The organism is Stenotrophomonas sp. S39 (assembly GCF_016624665.1).
Lineage (GTDB): Bacteria > Pseudomonadota > Gammaproteobacteria > Xanthomonadales > Xanthomonadaceae > Stenotrophomonas.
Map to the genome: position 1 here is coordinate 1 of NZ_JACVTT010000061.1, position 19,639 is coordinate 19,639.

Consider the following 19,639-nt stretch of genomic DNA (forward strand, 5'->3'; position numbering starts at 1 on the left):
TGGGCTCGGCTCTACAGGGCAGGCAGTGCGGACCAACGGTCCGCACCCACCCCAAGCGACATCAATCGCCGTCGGTTTCGTCCGGGTGCGCCTTCCAGTATCCGGTCGAGCGGATCCAATCGCGCGGCACGCCCAGGTGGCCTTCGATGAACTTGCGCATCATCCGGGCGCGGCGCGATTCGGTGGCGATCCAGTAGAACGTGTCGCCGTCGGGCGCTTCGAAGTCGGTCAGCATGTCTTCCAGCAGCGTGCTGCTGGCCGCGGGGAAGCCATTTCGCTCCAGCCAGTGGATGCGCACGTTCTCGTACTGCGGCAGGTCCTGGCGCTCGTCCTCGTCGCTTACTTCGATGTACGCCTGCACCTCGGCGCCATCGGGCAGCACGTCCAGCCAGCGGGCGATGGCCGGCAGCGCGGTTTCATCGCCAATCAGCACGTAGGCGTCGTAATCGTCGGCCACCACGAACGAGCCACGCGGGCCGCCAATGGCCAGGCTGTCGCCCGGCTGCGCACGTTCGGCCCACGGCCCGGCGATGCCCTGGTCGTGCAGCACGAAATCGATGGCCAGCTCGCCGGCCTCGTGGTCCCACCAGCGCGGGGTGTAATCGCGCGCCACCGAGTGCTCCTTGCCCTCGGGGTAGCGCGGGCCCTCGGCGGTCATCGCCGGCAGCACCATCTCGCCGCTGCTGTTGGGGAAGAACAGCTTGATGTGGTCATCCGGGCCGGGCGAATCGAAACCGGCCAGATCGGCGCCGCCCAGCACCACGCGGCGCATGTGCGGGGTAACAGCTTCGGTGCGCAGCACGGTCAGCTGGCGGAAGCGCACATCCAGGCGCAGGCGCGAATTTTCATGTTGGGTCATTGCAGTACCTGTGCAGGTAGGCGCGCGGGGTCGCGCGCGTGGAAGGGGTGAACGACCTGGCGGGCGTCAGTCTGGCTCGGTCGGGGTAACGGGGTAGGGGGCATCGCCCAGCGCGCCGTTCAGCAGGGCAGACGCTCGCGACAGCTGCGCGGCCACGGCTTCGGCCTCGCCCTCGCTCCAGCGGCCGTGGTGGCGCACCAGCGCCTGCTTGAACTCGCGCAGGGCAGCGGCCAGCGGCGGCGGCAGCGAGGCCTTGGTGATCTCGCGGGCACGGTCGAACGCGCGGCGCTGGGCCAGCCGCACCTGGGTGCGCTGCACCTTCAGCTCGAACTCGCCCGCGGCGGTGATGCGGAACACCCGGCGGCCATCCTCTTCTTCCGAGGCCACCCAGCCGGCCTGCTCGAAGCTGGCCAGCAGCGGGTACATGGTGCCGGCGCTGGGCGTGTAGGCCTGCATGAACAAGCCGCTGATGTGCTGGATCAGCTCGTAGCCGTGGCGCGGCTGTTCGCCGATCAGCGCCAGCACCAGCAGGCGCAGGTCGCCGCGGCTGAGCACGCGGGGCTGGCCGTTGCGGCGGGGAACGGCGGGTGCATCGTCTTCCTTGCGCACCTTGGCGGTAGAGGTCCGGGCCATTTCGATATATCGGTAACGAGTGTGCAAACGATATATCGATAAGCCGAGCCGGACAAGTACGGTTTCGGCCAGACCGATGTGCGGTTTCGGCCACGAGGCCAGGCAGGGCAAGGGCACAGGGCGGGGCGTGCGCGCGCTGCAGGCCACCATTGCGTGGCCCGGCATCCGTGCCAGGCCACGCAACAGCGGCTGCGGGGGTGCCCCGGTGCTCCGGGGCGGGCAGACAAGCGGCGAACCGCGGGAAGGGGCCTGCTCGCGGCCAAAGTGCGCACCTGCGGGCGCCCCGGTCCAGAGCCAGACGCGACGGGTTGTCAGAAATTCAGCCGCGCACCGTCAGGCAAGCCTTACACCGGGCCCGGGCTGCCCCACTACGGTCATCCGTGGCGGTAACACTGCGTCCTGCACGTGGACGCAGCTGGCCGGAAACGACAGCCGGCGCAGGCCGATACGGCGGAAAAAACAGAGGGTTGCGGCCGCCTGTCCCGCCCCCCGCTGGCCCGGGACAGGCCTTGCGGACACTGGCCGCCTGCATCCATACGGCAGCGTAGCCAAACGACGAAAGCCCTTGGTGCGCTACACTTTGCGGTCTAGAAATCTATACAACAGTCGCGCGCGTGCGTGCGGTAATGGGAGCGCTAATGAACTGGTTGAACGAAGTGCTGAACAACGACACCAATCCTGTGGAAACCCAGGAGTGGATCGAGTCGTTGAAGGCCGTTATTGATGTCGAGGGCCCCGAGCGCGCGCATCAGCTGCTGGAAGGCATGGTGGAACTGACCCGTCGTTCGGGTGCGTACCTGCCGTTCTCTCCCACTACCGAATACGTCAACACCATCGATCCGCAGCTGGAGGCCAAGAGCCCGGGCAACGCGGAACTGGAATGGCGCATCCGTTCGATCATCCGTTGGAACGCGATGGCCACCGTCGTGCGTGCCAACCGCAAGCCGGGCGACCTGGGCGGCCACATCGCCTCCTTTGCCTCCGGCGCCACCCTGTACGACGTGGGCTTCAACCACTTCTGGCGCGCCCCGAGCGACAGCCATCCGGGCGACCTGCTGTTCATCCAGGGCCACAGCGCCCCGGGCATCTACGCGCGCGCCTTCCTGGAAGGCCGCATCAATGAAGAACAGCTCGACAAGTTCCGCATGGAAGTGGACGGCGGTGGCCTGTCGTCCTACCCGCACCCGTGGCTGATGCCGGACTTCTGGCAGACCCCCACCGTGTCGATGGGCCTGGGCCCGCTGGCCGCCATCTACCAGGCGCAGTTCATGCGCTACCTGGAAAACCGTGGCCTGATCGAGAAGTCCGACCGCAAGGTGTGGTGCTTCATCGGCGACGGCGAGAGCGACGAGCCGGAAACCCTGGGTGCCATCGCCCTGGCCGGCCGTGAAGGCCTGGACAACCTGATCTTCGTGGTGAACTGCAACCTGCAGCGCCTGGACGGCCCGGTGCGCGGCAACGGCAAGATCATCCAGGAACTGGAAGGCGTGTTCCGTGGCGGCGGCTGGAATGTCATCAAGCTGCTGTGGGGCGGTTACTGGGATGCCCTGCTGGCCAAGGACACCAATGGCGTCCTGAAGAAGCTGATGATGGAAACCGTCGACGGCGAATACCAGAACTGCAAGGCCTTCGGCGGCGCGTATACCCGCGAGCATTTCTTCGGCAAGTACCCGGAAACCGCTGCGATGGTCGCTGGCCTCAGCGACGACGACATCTGGCGCCTGAACCGTGGTGGCCACGACCCGCACAAGGTGTACGCCGCCTACCACCAGGCCGTGAACACCAAGGGCATGCCGACCGTCATCCTGGCCAAGACCGTGAAGGGTTACGGCATGGGCAGCGCCGGTGAGGCCCTGAACCCGACCCACCAGACCAAGAAGCTGGACGACGAAGCGGTGCGCCACTTCCGCGACCGCTTCAACATTCCGGTGACCGACGCGCAGCTGGCCGATGGCCAGGTGCCGTTCTACCACCCGGGCCCGGATTCGCCGGAAGTGCAGTACCTGCAGGAGCGCCGCAGCGCCCTGGGCGGTTACCTGCCGCAGCGCCGCCGCAAGGCCGACAAGAGCTTCAATGCACCGAAGCTGGAAACCTACGAGCGCCTGCTGAAGAGCAGCGGCGAGCGCAGCTATTCCACCACCATGGCCTTCGTGCAGAGCCTCAACATCACCCTGCGCGACAAGGAACTGGGCCCGCACATCGTGCCGATCGTGGCCGACGAAGCCCGTACCTTCGGCATGGAAGGCCTGTTCCGCCAGATCGGCATCTACGCGCCGTTCGGCCAGAAGTACAAGCCGGTCGACGCCGACCAGCTGATGTTCTACCGCGAAGACCAGAGCGGCCAGGTGCTGCAGCAGGGCATCAGCGAGCCGGGCGCCATCAGCTCGTGGATGGCCGCCGGTACCAGCTACTCGGTCAGCAACGTGCCGATGCTGCCGTTCTACATCTACTACTCGATGTTCGGCTTCCAGCGCGTGGGCGACATTGCCTGGCAGGCCGCCGACATGCGTACCCGCGGCTTCCTGCTGGGTGGCACCGCCGGCCGCACCACGCTGAACGGTGAAGGCCTGCAGCACGAAGATGGCTTCAGCCACCTGGTGGCCGGCGGCATCCCGAACGTGCGCAGCTATGACCCGACCTTCGGCTTTGAAGTGACGGTGATCCTGCAGCACGGCACCAAGGCCATGATGGAAGACCAGGTAGACGAGTACTACTACCTGACCCTGATGAACGAAAACTACACCCACCCGGAAATGCCGGAAGGTGCAGCCGAAGGCATCGTGAAGGGCATGTACCTGCTGACCGACGCCGGCAAGCCGAAGAAGGGCGACCTGCGCGTGCAGCTGCTGGGTTCGGGCACCATCCTGCGTGAAGTGATTGCCGCCGCCGAGCTGCTGGACAAGGACTTCGGCGTGACCGCCGACATCTGGTCCTGCCCGAGCTTCAACGAGCTGCGCCGCGATGGCTTTGACGCCGAGCGTGCCAACCGCTTCCACCCGGAAGGCGAACAGCGCAAGGCCTACGTGACCGAGCTGCTGGAAGGCCGCCAGGGCCCGGCGATTGCCGCCACCGACTACGTGCGTGCGTATGCGGACCAGATCCGCGCGTTCGTGCCGATGAGCTACACGGTGCTGGGTACGGATGGCTTCGGTCGTTCGGATACCCGTGCGAACCTGCGTCGCTTCTTCGAGGTTGACCGGTACTACATCGCGCATGCCGCGATTGCGGCGCTGGCTAAGGATGGGAAGATGACGGGTAAGGATGTGGCCCGGGCGATCAAGCAGTACAAGATTGATCCGGAGAAGGCTAACCCTGTTGGGGTTTGATTGAATAAAGGGACGGCAATCGCCGTCCCTTTTTTAATGGGTGAGGGAGCACGGATGCGTGTAGAAGACTTCCCAGCGTTGTACCGATCTGCGGACGATCTCGCAGGACGTGAGCAGCGTCGGTTCTTTCTTTTGCTTCGATGCAACCTGGTATTCCTGATTCTCGGAGCGGCACTCTCTTTCGGCTCAGTCGATCATTGGCTGGTCGCGCTCCTGCAGGCGTTGGCGCTTCTTGCTGCGTTGGCGTTCTCAGTGGCCCTGTATAGCATTAGAGCCGAGCGTATTTGGTACGCCGCCCGCGCATTGGCAGAATCAACGAAAACGCTCACATGGCGATTCCTGTCGCGCGCTGAGCCATTTGACGACGCTGACGAGGCCGCGGAAAGGTTGCTTCAATCCCGTCTTGCAGCGACGCTTCACCAGAATAGAGAGCTTGCAGGTCGTTTTCAGAATGACTTGGCAGCGCGTCAGATCACTGAGCAGATGCGCTCTCTCAGAAGTAATGACCTGGCCATGCGCATTGCGACTTATCGGTCCCACCGAATCTCCAATCAAAGAGCATGGTACGCGTCGAAGGCTAAGGAAAATTCTTCCCGTAGTAGGGCGTGTTTCACAGTGGTTGTGGCCGCGAATTCGGTCGCCGTTGCCTCGGCGCTCCTGAAGATAAAGTTTCCGGATTTTCAGTATTGGCCGACAGATGTCTTGGTCGCAATCGCTTCCGGGGCACTGGCCTACCTGCAGTCAAAGCGATACTCTGAACTGGCCGCTTCGTATGCGTTAACCGCGCATGAGATTGGAGTAGTAGAGGAGCAGTTGGGGCAGGTGAAGGGCGAGCGGGAATTCTCCCTCTTCGTCGGAGATGCTGAGAATGCTTTCTCTAGAGAGCATACTCAGTGGGAGGCAAGAAAGGACATCTAATCAAACGGGGGGGGTATGAAATCAAGGAATGTTTTCGTTAGCCATATACAAGAGGACGAGGCGCATATCCAGAGGCTCTATGACCTGCTTGGTCGCTCGGGGTTTCAGTGCAAGGATTCGTCAATAACCTCGCAGACTCCAAATAATGCCCGGAGTGAGGAATACATAAAATACCAGGTGATATCGCCTCAAATCGAGTGGGCTGGTGTGGTCGTTGTGCTGATTACGCCTGGCACCCGGGCCAGCGATTGGGTGAACTGGGAGGTAGAGCGCGCAAACGCGCTGGGAAAGCGGATTGTAGGGATATGGGTGCATGGGGAGGGCGGCTGCGATCTTCCAGAATCCCTTGTGAAGTATGCTGATTCAGTTGTCGGGTGGAACTCGGGGCGAATAATTTCAGCCATCGAGGGTAAAGACAGTTGGGAGTGCTCAGACGGATCTGAGATGGAGGATAGGGAGATCAAAAGGATCAAATGCCAATGAGCCGCTTATATAGCTATGTGGTGGTTCGTGACTTCGGATTTGCACCAAATCCATTCTCTGGAACTTGCACTTTGGCTACCTGTAAGCCGAAGATACGGGGGAATGCATCTGTCGGGGACTGGGTAATTGGAGTTGGCGCCGTTTCAACGGGTAGGCAAGGAGACCTGATCTACGCGATGAAGGTGGCGGAAGCGCTGAGTTTCGATGAGTACTGGAATGATCCACGCTTTGAAGTGAAGCGTCCGGTTCTTAATGGAAGTTTAAAGCGCGCCTATGGTGACAATATTTACCATAAAAAAGCGGGTGCATGGATTCAGGCGGACTCTCACCATAGTTTTCCGAATGGCAGAGCGAATCTTGAAAATCTAAATCGGGACGTTAGCGCAAATAGGGTCTTGCTTGCGGAGGAGTTCTATTACTTCGGAGATCGCAGGGTAGCTGTTCCGCTGTATGCAAGGAAACTGGGGAGGCATGACCTATGCCGCCCAGGGCGGGGGCACATCGTTAACATCCCGGAATCACTCAAGGATTCATTCCTTGCTTGGCTCACGTCTAGCCATGCTGCCGGAGTTCACGGTCAGCCGGCGCAATGGAAAGGGACCTTCTGAACATGACTCGCCTTAAGAGTGCGTTGGGTTTTGAACAGTATCTGAGCTCTGCGATGAGTTCAAATCAATTCCAGGGAACAGATGATGAGCTCTTCAAGCATAAGCTCGGCCTAATAGGTGAGGTGGGTGAGCTTTGCTCGGGGATTAAAAAGACGAAGAGGGATGCACTGACCGATGCAGAGGCAAGTGTCGCGTCCGAGGAAATCGGAGATATCCTTTGGTATCTCTTTGCAATAGCTAAGCATCAGAATTTCAAGATGCCGGCTTTGCTCAGTGCAGCCATAAATGAAGTTGCAGTCGTCTTGCGTGTGACGCCGCCCGGCGGGAAGAACGTCGAAGTGAGCTTTCGGCGCTTGACAGGATTTGTTAACGCAAGCAAGAGCTCGTTTGAGATTGGCGAAAACCAAGTCCTCCAGCGTGTCGCCGGGAGGGCCGGTGCTCTGGTCTCGTCCCCCGGTGCGGCACTTCCTGAGTTGGCAGGACTGCTAGCGGATCTTGCGCTCTTGACGCATTCCTTGAGCCTCGACCTGGAGCAGATTGCTAGAGAAAATGTTGATAAGGTTCGTGCGCGGTGGCCGGGTGCGAGTGCGTCGCCATCGAGGCTCTTCGACTCAGCTTCACATCAGAGCGAGCAACTCCCGCGCGTCCTATGGACACGGTTTGAAGAGCGAGAAGTCCGCTCAGTTCCGTACGCATTCATCTCGGTCAATGGCGTAAATGTTGGGGATCGCTTAACCGACAACAGCCACGAAGCGGACGACTACCGGTTTCATGACGTATTTCACCTGGCGTACGCTGCTTGCTTGGGTTGGTCGCCAGTTCTTCGCGCCCTTCTTAAACGAAAAAGAAAGTCATCGCCGACACTTGATGAGAATGAGGATGGTGCGCGCGCTATAATAATCGAGGAGGCTATCTCTACATGGATGTTTAACATCGGACGCGAGCATCTCTTTGCAGGAGTGCGCTTGGAGAAATTTCCTTACTCGGTTCTGAAGCAAGTTCAGTCGCTTGTTAAGGGCTATGAGGTCGAGGCGTGCCAGCCCTGGGAGTGGGCAAATGCTATCCTTATGGGGTTCGAGGTTTTCAGAACTCTGAAGCGAGAGCGAGGCGGTTATGTCGTCGCCGATCTAAACGCGCGCAAAATCACATACAAAAGGCTTCAAGAAGTAGATGAGCTTACTGAGCACAAAGAAGTTCGTAGAGCGACTGGCAGCCGTAAGCCTGCCAAGAGTGTTCAACCCTTACGCAGACGTGTGCGTAGTACATGATAAGTCTGCGGAGAGCCCACTCATTCGAAGGGCACTGCTTCACAGCTATCTAAATGCGGTCAGAGCAATTGATTCAAGGGTCATGTGGATGGGCCGGGATCTCGGCTACCGTGGAGGGCGACGCACAGGTGTCGCCCTGACGGATGAGGCGCACTTGTCGGAACTGGGTACGCTATACAGATTTGCGCAGCCGCAGCGATCAACGGTGGGGCCAGTTATGGCTGAACGAACTGCAACGGAGATTTGGTCGGTTTTGCGTCAAATAAGCGCTCCACCTATGCTTTGGAACGTATTTCCATTTCATCCGTATTTGGATGGTGATGAGTTTTCTAACAGAAAGTTCACCGCGCATGAATTCGCCGTTGCGAGCGATATCAATGTTCAATTGATTAAGCTCCTGAGGATTGAGCGAATTGTAGCCATTGGGCAGGATGCGGCTATCTATGCATCCAAGCTAGGCGTTGAGGTCGACCAAGTCCGACACCCGAGCTACGGAGGAATTTCCGACTTCCGCGAGGGCATGTCTCGAATCCATGGGTTGACCAATCTGGATAGGCAGGGCGCGCTTCCTTTGTAGTCCGCGCATTGCACAATATCTACGCTTCACTCGCTGCGCATCAGCGACACCATGTCATAACCCACTGTTCTCCTGCTCGGATTTTGCCATCCGCGAGGGAGCCACCGATGAGTGAAGCCAGCGCTGCTCCTTGAGATAATCTAGGGCAAGAGGGCACCGACCGCAGCCAATCGGCGAAATTGGGTTCTGACCCCAGCTGACATCGGAAGCTGGATCGAGGCCTGCAAGCGCAACATACATTCAGCAATCACCAATAGACGCGCCTGGGGTACAGCTATGGCCTGAAATAGGAGTTCACCACGGCACACTGGCCGCAGAAAGCCATGGTGGTGCTGGTGACCCTGACGCCGAAAGAGCACTGCGTGCACCGGGATCGCTTCTAGATCGAAGTGCACGCTGCGCGGGTGATTTATTGGTTGGATCGCCTTCCACAACCAACAGTGCCCTTATCATTCCCTGAGATTGCTGAGTCAGGATGTGGCCTATTCCGCTAAACCAATCGGATGGCCCCTGCAGACGCCGGTGACTTATTACAGGAGAATTCTCGTGTCGCTACTCTGGGGGGCTGATGGGGGATGGCGGCGATCGAAAACAACGTCTCGGTGAAATTCCAAGAAGCTAAGTTGTTTCGCGGAGAAGACTCTATATCGAAGCGATGGATTAAAGTTCAGGCCGAGCCGAGTCTGTACGTCGGCCGGCAGGTCTTTCGAAACTAGAAGGCGACCATTCGACAAAAAGCTGATCCACCCCCGATCAAACAGGAGGTCCGCATGCGGGGCCAGAAGAAGACCGTTCTCGCCGTCGATGCGCTCACTGTGAGTGCTGTCAGCCCATGGCTTGATATGGCTCGCTCGGAGGAATCTAAGATCCTCAATGCCGGTCAAGCGGCAACCCCTCTCAACGCCAATCAAGCGCTCGCGGAATAAGCGTTGCTTTGTCCTTACTTCGGTTTCGCGTCTTGTGCTGGTCGATCCGACGTCATCAATTGCGGCATCGGTCTCAGCTTGGGCCGACTCACCTAACGCGAGGCCTAGTGAAGCTTCTAGTGATCTCAAGCGGAACACAATGGCAGATCTTGGCTGCCCCTCTCGATCTGGCGTGCCAGGTTGGACGTAGGAGGACTGGCAGATGAACCTACCAAGGTAACGGTAGGGCCGTCCCTTGCCCATCATCTGGAAAATTACCAGTGTCTTGCCATCTTTGACGTGCTCACCGATCGCTCGATTGCCCGCCACGTATCTCATGTCTCCGACTTGACCCTCACCGAAGTAATGAAAGACCTCGTCGTCGTCCCAAAAGTCATGGTAGCCATGAGATACGCCCGCCTCGCCAGTGAATGCGATGACTAGCGGATGCTCCTTGGGCGTCGAAATGCCGCCTTGCTGTTGCCCCCCAAACACGCCATGGATCTGCTTTTGACGGTTGTAGAGCGCGCCCACCTCGAATGGGAGTTCCATCCTAGATCCCTGTCCAAGAAGCTGAGTGTCCAGGATTCTAGCCAGAATCAGGCTACTTGTGTCATTGGGTGACGCGTTTGGCTGTCGGGACAGATGGAGCTATGGAGTGCGGGTTGAGTACGGCTTTTCACAGGGACGCTCAAACTCCCCGGCGGCGTCCATGGAGAGCCAGACCGAGCGCTCCAACGGTTCAGCTCACCGGCATTGTTGAAAATCAGAGACATTGTGACTACCAGAACACTTGGCCGGGTGATGTCCATCAGAAGGACGGCATCGCCGCGCACGCTCAGGTCAAAGAGGTGCGTGCCGAGACCATGCTCTCCGGTGGCGGCGCCTCGACAACCCAACTAATCAACGGAGCGCTAGGATTCGCCCCAAAACAGCGCGAGCCGCTGTTCGGTTAGTGTCGGCTAGATCTCAAGTTCCATTGCGGTTGTGGGTGCTAATTCCTGGCAATGACCAATCCCAGTTGCGCTGCTGCCGTTAGTCCGGCAAGGTCCGGCTTTGCGTATTGAGGCTGGCGCCAAAGACGGAAGCGATGCGGTGATTACATTGAACCGTGCATGGCGCTTAACTGACTCTTTGTGTTTGAAAAATGGGGGCGCTCACTACCTCGTTTCATGCCGCCGCATCAGCCCCACCGCAGTCGCCTCCAACCGCTGCCATTCCACCAGCATCACCCGCGCGTAGTTCATCTCCACCGCTATCCCGCTCTCCACATCCACCATGGAGTGTCGGCACATCGCGATCCGGTCCCCTCCAGACCGCACAAGCGTCCGCGATCCCATCACCAGCCCATCAGCCACGGCACGCGCGGCATCGCAGCTGATGAAGGTCCTAAGCCTCCCACCGTCCGCACCAACCACATACCAGTCCGGTTCCAACGCCTGCGCATCATCCGCCCCCGCCGCAAGCTCGATGGCATACGGCGTCAGCCCGAACCGCAGCGGCTGCGCCACACGCTCCGCCAGGCTCTGCGCCCAGCCGATGCCAATGTGCGGCGCCAGATAATCGCCGGTCCGCGCGTGGCCCACATACCGCAGCTCAATGGACACCTGCCGGTAGCCATCCTCCACCGTTCGCAGGGCAAAGTCGCCCGGTGCGGCAGCCTCCAGATTCGGCCACAGCACGGCAAGCATCACCCCGCCATCAGGAAACGGGCCGATCTGGTTGTAGTACAGATTGGCGGGAAACATGAAGCGGCGCGGGCCCACGTTCGCCTCCACCGCCTGCGTGGAGTAAGTGCGGCCTTCCACCATGCGTGGCCGGTCGGGGTCCACCATGAAGGCAAGGATGTCGTCATCAATGCCCGACGATGGCTCCGGTGCACAGGCGGTGGTAGCCAGGGCGACCACCCATGCAACGAAGCCATGCCGGTAAGAAGGTGCGCCGCTCATGGAAAACCTCCTTGCAGGACCAACATGAGGACTATGCAGCGTCCCGAACCTGCCTCGGCGCACGCTCAAGCGCCATCACATTCAACGCGACCATTGCCATCAGCATCTCCTCCGCCGAGCGGGTCGTTGCGGCACCGCTCCCCACGACGATGCCGCGACCGCTTACCGGATTGCTTTGCTCCCCAACAAAGCCACCCGCCTCCAACAAGCCCACCAGCGCCTCAAACGTAAGCCCGCGAACGCGCTCGCCTCTCATGTCAGCCCCCTCTGCGCAACGCAATCAGCTACGTGCAGTCACACCCGCCCCTGCGCCCGCTCGGTCGCCAGAATGGTCAGCGACAGCACCGCCATCAGCAGCCCCTCCATCGAGCGGTCGTCCAGGCAATCCTCCCGCGCGCCGTTCTGCCGCGAGCGCTCCCCAGCCAGCGCCATCTCTGCCACGGTGCGCAGGCCGCACAGGGCGCAGTCCGCATCGGCCATCTGCATGCGGCGGCCCAGGCTCAGGTGCAGCTCGGGCCACGGCTGCCCATCGGCAGCGGCACCGGCGCCAATACGCCGCAGCGTGGCGACAAAGCTGTTGGGATCGGGGAAGAGGTCTTCTTCGTGATCGTCGGTGGCCGGTTCGGGTTGGATCTTCAAAACGGCGGCTTTCGTTGCGCTCATGGCAATGCTCCATGCAGAAAGACAGCAGGGCCACCCATGAAGGTGGCGGACGATGCGTGGCTCGAAAACCGGGCAACAACCAAGCCGGCGGGCCCGAAGACCCCCACGCACCGCCCGCCATAAGACGCGAACGGATTGCCAGTCGGCGCCACGCAAACGTGACGCCGACTGACAAGCGCTTACACAAGGTTGTTGGCCGGGTTTTCGACGCCCGCGCCACCGTTTCAGGTGGCCTGCCAAGATTTACTCGCCTGGCGGCGGGCTGCCAAGAAACCACAGTCCGAAGAGGCCGCGAGTGCTGACGCTTACGGCATTGTTGCACGCTGTCCATCGCCCGAATGCTTTGCGGTGCAATGGTTTCGGGCGTTGTTAAGTTGCCGCCCGAATGCACCTCAAAATGCCCGGTTTACAAACTCTTGTAAGCCCAATTACGACAGCCCCATCGCAGCACCAAACCGCGAAACGTGCCGATTGCGACACCGCTCAACTATGCATCGCCAATCCCGGCATCGGCCACAGCAATGGCGTGCGGGCCAGGTCGTAGTCGTTGCCAAACGCCATCGCCGCCTCGCGCGGCTCCAGATCCGCGTAGCAGTTGAGCAGGTACTCATCCATGCCCGCATCGCTGTGGTCCACGGCAAACAGGCCCAGCAGGGCCTCGTCAAACTCTTCCAGCCACGCTGCGTCGATCTTGGTCATGGTCATCCTCCTGGGGCAGGGGAGGATGACGTGGGGGTGTCTCACTGGCTGGGACGGGGCCGAACCGCCACTGGCTGACCGCCGCAAACGCGGCGCGGTCGAGATCGCGCAGGTGGCTGGAGATGGCGGTGGAAACCGGTACGCCCATAGCAGACATCAGGGCAATGGTGTGCAGCCAATGTTGGCCAGTCTCAGGATATGGGATCAATGCCCGGTACGCTCGCGCTGCAGCGAGCGAGCACGCCATCCCACCGGGTCGAACTCAAACGGAACATACGCTCAAGTTCTCCCATGACAGGCCGATCATGTGCTGCACCCATACGCATGGCGTGTGGGACGTTGCATCGCTTTCGTACCCACTACAACATCTGAAGGAACCTGCATGACAGGAAGTCAGTGGGGCCTGCTGGCCCCGGAAACGCTGCCCGGCGCCCGCCGTACACGCACACTGGGTCTGGGCCGTTCCGTTCGACAGTTCAACGAACTGGCGGTTCCGGGCCTGGGTGGGGTTCAGTACGCCAAGCAGGTGCTGTTTGTCGCGCTGAGCATGGCGGTGGCCAAGTCGGTCGAGAACGCTGACGTTGAGGTCACGCATATCGAGGTTGCCAACGCGATCGAAGCCGTCGCCTGCATCATCGGCTTTGAGGCTACGAACTGGGAACAGAGCATCCGCATGCGTGGGCGCAACAAGCTGCCTCGCAGCGGTTCACCGCCAGACTACCGTATGGCCTGCAAGCGCAGCTTCCATGTGTCCCAGCCGATGCGTATGTCCACCGCGCAGGCGCTTCCCTCGTTGGGCCTGGTTGATACCCAGAGCACGCGCTTCAACGCGTTCGAGTGCAATGACAATCTCGACACGTTTGTCTCCAACTGCCTCGGCCATCTGAAGGCTGGCAACGCTGCCGTGCTCAAGCATCTCAGCGGCTGGGTGGAGGGCAAGCAGCTGAAGTGGGGCAGTGCAGGGCTGATCGAAGCGCTGCACCCGCTGCGGCCGCTGCGGCCCCGTGCACGTGCCTGGTTGAAGAATGCCTTGCTGCAGGGCACTGCGCTCAGCCCGGAGCTGCGCGAACGCCGCCAGCGGGCCTGGCACTGGGTTGCGCGCCTGCACAGTGAGCCCGCGACCGTTGAGTCGCTGGACCAGCCCATGCCCCCGAAAGAACTGGACCCGCAGCACTGGCATGATCTGCGTGCCGGCGCGAAGCTGGTGGTCGCGCGCGATGCGGCTATTGAGGTGTTGGACGCTGTGGAGCGCGTGCTGGAAGCCCGCAAAGGTCGCTCGCTGCCGCTGTCGGAGCCGCTGCCGAAGCCTGTGCTTGCCGCACTGGCCGCGCTGGCCGGGCACGCCAAGGCATTCCTGGCGCTGGAGCATCACGACGCGGAGGCCAATCGGTTCTGCGCCGAGTGCGTATCCGGCGATGCCGAGGCGCTGCGTCATCTTCTGCTGCGTGATGAGCAGGTGCTGCGGCTGGTGGATGGCTGTGCACGTCCGGGTGCGGCCTATACCGGCCAGCCGCCGACGGCAGCGGTGGCCACAGAGGATGACGGCGACCCGGAAGACGCACTGGCGGCTTCTGACGAGCCGATACCTGCAGGCATTTCCTACCGCATCCGCAATCTCTATCGATTGCAGCGCGACCTTGAGGACGCATCGCAGGACGCGGCCGCCCACGCCACTGAGGAGGCTTTCGCATGAGCAGTGGACAGTACACGCCCAAATCACTTGCGTCCCATTTCAGCCCGCCGCAGGGCTACGTGGGTGCGTTTGGTTGGATCAGCGGATTCTCCGCCGACGTCCGTTTTCTCAACGAAGCGGCTGACCGCTTCACCGGGCTGGGCAGCCTGCAGCGCATGCAGGTGGGCGAAGTGCGCCTTGCGCTGATGCTGGACCCGCATCAGGCCGCGCTGTTGCCTACGTCGGTTCCCGGCCTGGCGCATCTGCCGCTGCGAGACCCGGGCCGGAAGCCGTTCCGGCTGATGCACGCCAAGGTGGCCCTGCTTGGCTTCCGCCACGAGCAGGATGCCGCCCGCTGGTGCGTTCGGTTGGTGGTCAGTACGGGCAACTGGACCCGGCAGACCGTAGAGGACAGTCTGGATCTGGCCTGTGACCTGCAGGTGTTCAGCGAAACGCTTGGGCAGGCGGACTGCGCGCAGGAATGTCTGGACATCAAGGCCGCCGCGCAGTTCCTCGCGGCACTGCGTGGCCTGTATGACACCCGCCTGCTGGATGCGGGCATACCGCTTACTGGCGGCGATGCTGCTGTGGAGCTGGATACGTGGTTGCGGGCCTGCGGAAGGAAGATCAACAACCCGCAAGCGCTGTTGCCGAGATTCATCGACAGCCGCACCCGCCCGTTGCTTGAAGAGATCCTGGACGCCGTGGTGGCACGCGAGCGCAAGCCCAGCGGCTACCTGGCGATGGGGTCGGGTTTCTACGAGGGCCGCGCCAGCGAGGCGAGTGAGGGCAATGCGCGGCCGGTGGTTCCGGCGAAGGTCGTGAGCAGGCTGAAGCAGGCCAACCTTCTGAAGGAGCACGGCGAGGTCGAGCTGTACGTGGAACCGACAGCCTGCCAGTCCATCGCCGCCGCCGTGGACTACCTGGGCCAGCACCCTGACCATGCGATTGCCGTGCATGCTGCTGTGCCGACTGCTGCGCTGTATGGCGAGAGAAGCGCGCGTACGCTGCATGCGAAGTTCATCTTCGCCGCAAACCTGAGCCAACGGACCGGTGCCTGCAACAACGCCTGGCTCTATCTGGGCTCGGGCAACTTCACCGTAGCCGGCATGCTGCAGAAGATGTCGGCACGGGCCGGCAACCTGGAAGCGGGCATGGTGCTGTTCCCCGACGATCTGTATTGGCGGGGCGATGCCAAAGACCCTGCGCTGTTGTCCAACCGGCTGCCGGTGGGTGGGCCGCTGTTGGACGCCGATGCGCCAGGTCTTTCAGCCGGTGAACCGTGGCAGCCGCCGACCAGCCAGAACTATGCGGCACCGATGGCGTTCCTCCATTGGCGGGAAGAGGGCATGCTGGCTCTCTCCGCGGAACGGGACGATGCGCAGCCGTTGCCGGACGCGGTGGATGTACTGAATGAATCGGGCGAGGCCTGTGCACGCGTTGCGGGCGGCTATGCATGGCCCGGTACGGCACCCCGCATGGTGCGGCTGCGCTGGCACAGTGATGATGAGCCACGTGAAGCGTGGGTCCCGGTGATCGACGCGTTTGGTCGTGTAGCGGCAACACCGTTGGGCGCCATGGAGCTTGCCGATGTAGAGCTGCAGCTGATGTGCTTCCCAGGGGTGCCCGAACCGGAAGGCGAGGTTGCAGAATCCGAGGATCACGAGGTTGCGCCGGGTAGCCCGCCCGGAAGGACGCGTGCTGCCCAGCGGGCGGTGTCACAGGGCGCAGCCATCCGGCAGATGATGGGCATGGTGGAGCGCATTGCATCGCGTCAGGTGGACATTGCGGCCACCGACTGGGCGCGGTGGTGCGTGCGCCTGGAGCAGACCTTGTGCCAGGCCCAGGAAAGCGAGGCCGTCAACGCGTTCGTCGCGATGGGGATCAACCCGCTGTCGCCCCTGCGTGCGGTGCCGTTCCGGCCCGTATTTGCGGAGGACGGCGCCCTGGAGCCGGGTATGCGCTATGAGGCCATGCTGGACCGCGTGGAGAAGGCATGGAAAACCCAAGGATTGGCAGCAGTGGAGGGCGTGGCATGACGGTGGCGTTGGATTGGACTGAGGTGGCCGCGCAGGCCAGGGCGCTGCTGGGCAGCCCGCTGGTGGAAGCAGAGGCTGGACTGCAGTTGAACCAAGGGCAGCGCGACAGTCTGCTGGCGCTGTGCGAGCGGCTATCGCGCAATGGTGTGATCCTGGCCGACGAAGTTGGCATGGGAAAGACGCGCATTGCGGTGGCGTTGGCGCTCTGCGTAACGCGCGCCGGTGGCCGGGTGGCGATCGTTGCGCCGCCGGGACTGGGTGGGCAATGGCAGCGTGAGTTGCTGCGAGCGAAGCTGCAGACGCCCGAACTGCTGCGCACGCACGCGCAGTACCTGCGGGCATGGTCGCAGGATGCGCCGTGCAAGCCATGGTTCAACGAGCCCATCGTGCTGCTTTCGCATGGTTTCAACCGCTGGGCATCGGGACCGCTCCCTGATTGGCGCTGGTCACTTCTGCCCGAAGTACTGGCCCAGTACCAGCGCGACGTGCTGGGCGAACGCCTGCCCTCCGGCTACAACGTCACTGACACGCTTGATGATGCGGAAACCCACGCGGCAGGCGCCTCCATTGCCGGCTACATCGGGCAGCTGCCGAAGCGTTCGCTGGCGTGGAAAACGTTCGACAGAATCAGGGAGTCGATTCCCGTCTGGAAGCGTTCGGCCGAGGCGGAGCAGTTCCACGCACGCGGCGCGCTGCGCCCTCAACTGGACCGCGTCACCGGGCTGGGGCTGGGGGTGTTCGATCTGGTCATCATTGATGAAGCGCATAAGAGCCGCAGCGACGACAGCCTGTTGAGCACGCTGCTGAGCGATGTGCTGGTGGAGCGTGCAGGCGCGCGGCGTGTTGCGATGAGCGCAACACCGGTTGAGCTGGATGCTGGGCAGTGGCAGCAGAGCCTGCGCCGCATCCACGTCGAACAGGCAGTGCTGCCGGCCACGATCGATGCGTACGTGAAGGGCGTGGAAGACCTGCGCCGATCACCGCGAGACCCGCAGATGGAAGCCGCCTATGTGGCCGCTGCCGCGCGCTACAAGGAAGCGCTGGACCCGTATCTGTTGCGGCGTGACAAGCGCGAGGACGACGCCGTGCGCCGGTTCGTGGCGCAGACGGGGCTGCCCACCAACGGCTATCGCGATGTGGATACGCTGCCGGTGCGGTTGGAGTCGATGACAACGGGCTGGCGGCAGGCGGTGTGCGCGGCGGAGGCGCTTTCGTTCGTCAGCCGTATGAGCGAGGACAGCGCCGGCAAGCGCCAGCGGTTGACCATGGGCAACGGGCACGGCATTGCACGCTTGATCGACGAGACGCTGGACACGGAGCATCAGCAGCACGGCGACGCAGCGGCTGCTGCAGGTGATACGGCCAAGGACAAGCGCACGCAGCGCGCCGGCTGGTGGAAAGCGGCTATGGGGCAGGTGATTCGTTCTGAACACCCGGACGAGGACGTGCTGTATCGCCACCCTGCAATTACCGAAGCGATCACGTTCATTGAGTCCACGGCCTCGGATGAAAAAGTGCTGGTGTTCGCACGCTATCGCGACCCGATGCAGGCGCTGACCCGGCTGCTCAATGCACGCGCGATGCTGCGTGCGGTGAAGCAGGGTCATCCGTGGCCGCAACGTGCGGTGCACGAGGATGAAGTGGCTGCGGTGCGCGTGGCGCACAGGCAGTTGTACGGGCAGGAGGTGGATCTGGTTGCCCTGGATGAGGCGCTGCGCGACGGCTACCGCGAGCTGGAGAACAGCCGCCAGCGTTTCCGCAATGGGCTGCTGGCGAAGCTGCGCGACGGCATCGCACAGCTGGAGGGCAGGCAGCGTGCCCGCTATGGTGAACTGCTGGCCGTGCTGCAGGAATCTGCGTCGGCTGCCCACGATGGGGCGACGGGCGGGTTGGCGATTGTGGCGCGTGCGCTGTCCGATCACCTGGGCGAGGCCGCCGAGTCGGGTACGCCGTCGGAGATAACGGCCAGTCTGATGGACCTGGTGCAGGCGGCGGCCAACCTGGACACGGCGACCGATGATGCCGACGACGCGGCAGTGGAAAACGATGTGCACGTGGGCGCGCAACGCTCACATGAGTGGCAGGCGGTACTGGCGCGGCTGGACAGCGACTACTCGCACGCCGGTGGGCGCTTCGCACGGCAGCTGCACGGCGGCATGGAACCAGGTACCCGCCGGCTGCTGCAGCTTGCCTTCAACCGTCCCCATGCCTTCCCACGGGTCCTGGTTGCCCAGTCCATGGTCGGCCGCGAAGGCCTGAACCTGCACGAAGCCTGCCGGACCGTGGTTTTGCTGCATCTGGAATGGAACCCGGCGGTGGTGGAGCAGCAGATCGGTCGTGTGGACCGGCTTGGCAGTCTCTGGCAGCAACGTCTGCAGGCTGCGGTGGACGATGCGACGTTGAAGGCGGATGTGCCGAGAATCCGGGTGCGCCAAGTGGTGTTCGAAGGCACCTACGACGAGGGCCACTGGCGTGTACTGGCACAGCGCTGGGACCAGCTGCGTGCACAGTTGCACGGTGACATCCTGCTCCAGTCCGCGGAAGCAGATGCAGAGTATCTGGCGCTGACCGAGCGGGTGGCGCTTGCTGCGCCGAGGTTCTCGCCGACGGTGGTGGGCTGAGGGTGCGGGCATCCAGCACTCTGCAGGAGTGCTGGATGCCCTTAGCGGGGTGGTGTTGGCTGCAATCGACGGCGAGGCCGGCGAACGTTGCCTGCAAATATCAAACTCATTGCAGATACGCGCGGATGTCCGATCGCTAGACTTGTGCCTCATGACACGATGATGGTGGTGACTGGAATTTGACGCGACACAGGATGTCGCATCGTTGGGGAGTATGGATTCCATCTTCCATACCGAGCCCGTTCGGCATGAATTTCATTCAACGCACCGTGTTCCGGGCGGTCGCCCTTCTGGCGTTGGCGGGATGGCTGACGCTGTTCCATCGAATGCCCTGAGGGCTTGATGGGCGACGGCGTCTGTCGGGATTGCAAGCGACCTGTTTACACCGAGCGGTCTATGCCTATACTCCGCTTCGGCAG

The 19,639-nt window shown here is 62.0% G+C and carries 15 protein-coding genes; 9 read left to right on the plus strand and 6 right to left on the minus strand.

Going from position 1 to position 19,639, the window contains the following annotated elements; genetic code table 11:
• Nucleotides 1–61 precede the first annotated feature (61 nt).
• Nucleotides 62–859, minus strand: a complete 798-nt coding sequence (locus tag IAE41_RS15185) for a siderophore-interacting protein (RefSeq protein WP_200733675.1) — start codon at nucleotides 857–859, stop codon at nucleotides 62–64.
• 66 nt (nucleotides 860–925) lie between these two features.
• Entirely contained in the window at nucleotides 926–1,492 is a 567-nt protein-coding gene (locus IAE41_RS15190; protein ID WP_108745802.1) for a PadR family transcriptional regulator, read from the minus strand.
• A 638-nt stretch (nucleotides 1,493–2,130) separates the two neighbouring features.
• Between IAE41_RS15190 and aceE the strand changes: the two genes are divergently transcribed.
• The 6 genes from aceE (at nucleotide 2,131) to IAE41_RS15220 (ending at nucleotide 8,672) form a co-directional block, all read left to right on the plus strand.
• Entirely contained in the window at nucleotides 2,131–4,818 is a 2,688-nt protein-coding gene (gene aceE, locus IAE41_RS15195; RefSeq protein ID WP_200733676.1) for a pyruvate dehydrogenase (acetyl-transferring), homodimeric type, read from the plus strand.
• 54 nt (nucleotides 4,819–4,872) lie between these two features.
• Nucleotides 4,873–5,736 carry a DUF4231 domain-containing protein gene (locus tag IAE41_RS15200; protein WP_200733677.1) on the plus strand — a complete coding sequence of 288 codons (864 nt, stop codon included), beginning with the start codon at nucleotides 4,873–4,875 and terminating at the stop codon, nucleotides 5,734–5,736.
• Between the two features lie 15 nt (nucleotides 5,737–5,751).
• Nucleotides 5,752–6,219 (plus strand): TIR domain-containing protein, encoded by a 468-nt coding sequence (locus IAE41_RS15205; protein ID WP_200733678.1) that lies wholly within the window; start codon nucleotides 5,752–5,754, stop codon nucleotides 6,217–6,219.
• Nucleotides 6,216–6,827 carry a hypothetical protein gene (locus IAE41_RS15210; RefSeq protein WP_200733679.1) on the plus strand — a complete coding sequence of 204 codons (612 nt, stop codon included), beginning with the start codon at nucleotides 6,216–6,218 and terminating at the stop codon, nucleotides 6,825–6,827. Before IAE41_RS15205 ends, IAE41_RS15210 begins: the two co-directional genes overlap by 4 nt.
• Nucleotides 6,828–6,829: 2 nt before the next feature.
• Nucleotides 6,830–8,095, plus strand: coding sequence for a MazG nucleotide pyrophosphohydrolase domain-containing protein (locus tag IAE41_RS15215; RefSeq protein WP_200733680.1), 1,266 nt, complete (start codon nucleotides 6,830–6,832; stop codon nucleotides 8,093–8,095).
• Between the two features lie 217 nt (nucleotides 8,096–8,312).
• Entirely contained in the window at nucleotides 8,313–8,672 is a 360-nt protein-coding gene (locus IAE41_RS15220; protein WP_200733681.1) for a uracil-DNA glycosylase, read from the plus strand.
• Nucleotides 8,673–9,202: 530 nt separating this feature from the next.
• Here IAE41_RS15220 and IAE41_RS15225 read toward each other — a convergent pair.
• The 4 genes from IAE41_RS15225 to IAE41_RS15240 all read right to left on the minus strand — a co-directional run bounded on the left by IAE41_RS15225 (nucleotide 9,203) and on the right by IAE41_RS15240 (nucleotide 12,888).
• Entirely contained in the window at nucleotides 9,203–10,129 is a 927-nt protein-coding gene (locus tag IAE41_RS15225) for an HNH endonuclease signature motif containing protein (RefSeq protein WP_200733682.1), read from the minus strand.
• 608 nt (nucleotides 10,130–10,737) lie between these two features.
• Nucleotides 10,738–11,526, minus strand: a complete 789-nt coding sequence (locus tag IAE41_RS15230; RefSeq protein WP_200733683.1) for a hypothetical protein — start codon at nucleotides 11,524–11,526, stop codon at nucleotides 10,738–10,740.
• 294 nt (nucleotides 11,527–11,820) lie between these two features.
• The gene (locus tag IAE41_RS15235) at nucleotides 11,821–12,189 is read right to left on the minus strand and encodes a hypothetical protein (protein WP_200733684.1); all 369 of its coding nucleotides are present in this window, start codon (nucleotides 12,187–12,189) and stop codon (nucleotides 11,821–11,823) included.
• A gap of 483 nt (nucleotides 12,190–12,672) precedes the next feature.
• Nucleotides 12,673–12,888 carry a hypothetical protein gene (locus tag IAE41_RS15240; protein ID WP_200733685.1) on the minus strand — a complete coding sequence of 72 codons (216 nt, stop codon included), beginning with the start codon at nucleotides 12,886–12,888 and terminating at the stop codon, nucleotides 12,673–12,675.
• A gap of 382 nt (nucleotides 12,889–13,270) precedes the next feature.
• Between IAE41_RS15240 and IAE41_RS15245 the strand changes: the two genes are divergently transcribed.
• Genes IAE41_RS15245 through IAE41_RS15255 form a run of 3 tightly spaced genes read left to right on the plus strand, consistent with a single transcriptional unit; the run spans nucleotide 13,271 to nucleotide 19,220 of the window.
• Nucleotides 13,271–14,581, plus strand: coding sequence for a hypothetical protein (locus IAE41_RS15245; RefSeq protein ID WP_200733686.1), 1,311 nt, complete (start codon nucleotides 13,271–13,273; stop codon nucleotides 14,579–14,581).
• Nucleotides 14,578–16,599: a hypothetical protein gene (locus IAE41_RS15250; RefSeq protein ID WP_200733687.1), complete on the plus strand. Its 2,022-nt coding sequence runs from the start codon at nucleotides 14,578–14,580 to the stop codon at nucleotides 16,597–16,599. Before IAE41_RS15245 ends, IAE41_RS15250 begins: the two co-directional genes overlap by 4 nt.
• Nucleotides 16,596–19,220: a DEAD/DEAH box helicase gene (locus IAE41_RS15255; protein WP_200733688.1), complete on the plus strand. Its 2,625-nt coding sequence runs from the start codon at nucleotides 16,596–16,598 to the stop codon at nucleotides 19,218–19,220. The genes IAE41_RS15250 and IAE41_RS15255 overlap by 4 nt, the downstream gene beginning before the upstream one ends.
• Nucleotides 19,221–19,639: the final 419 nt, after the last annotated feature.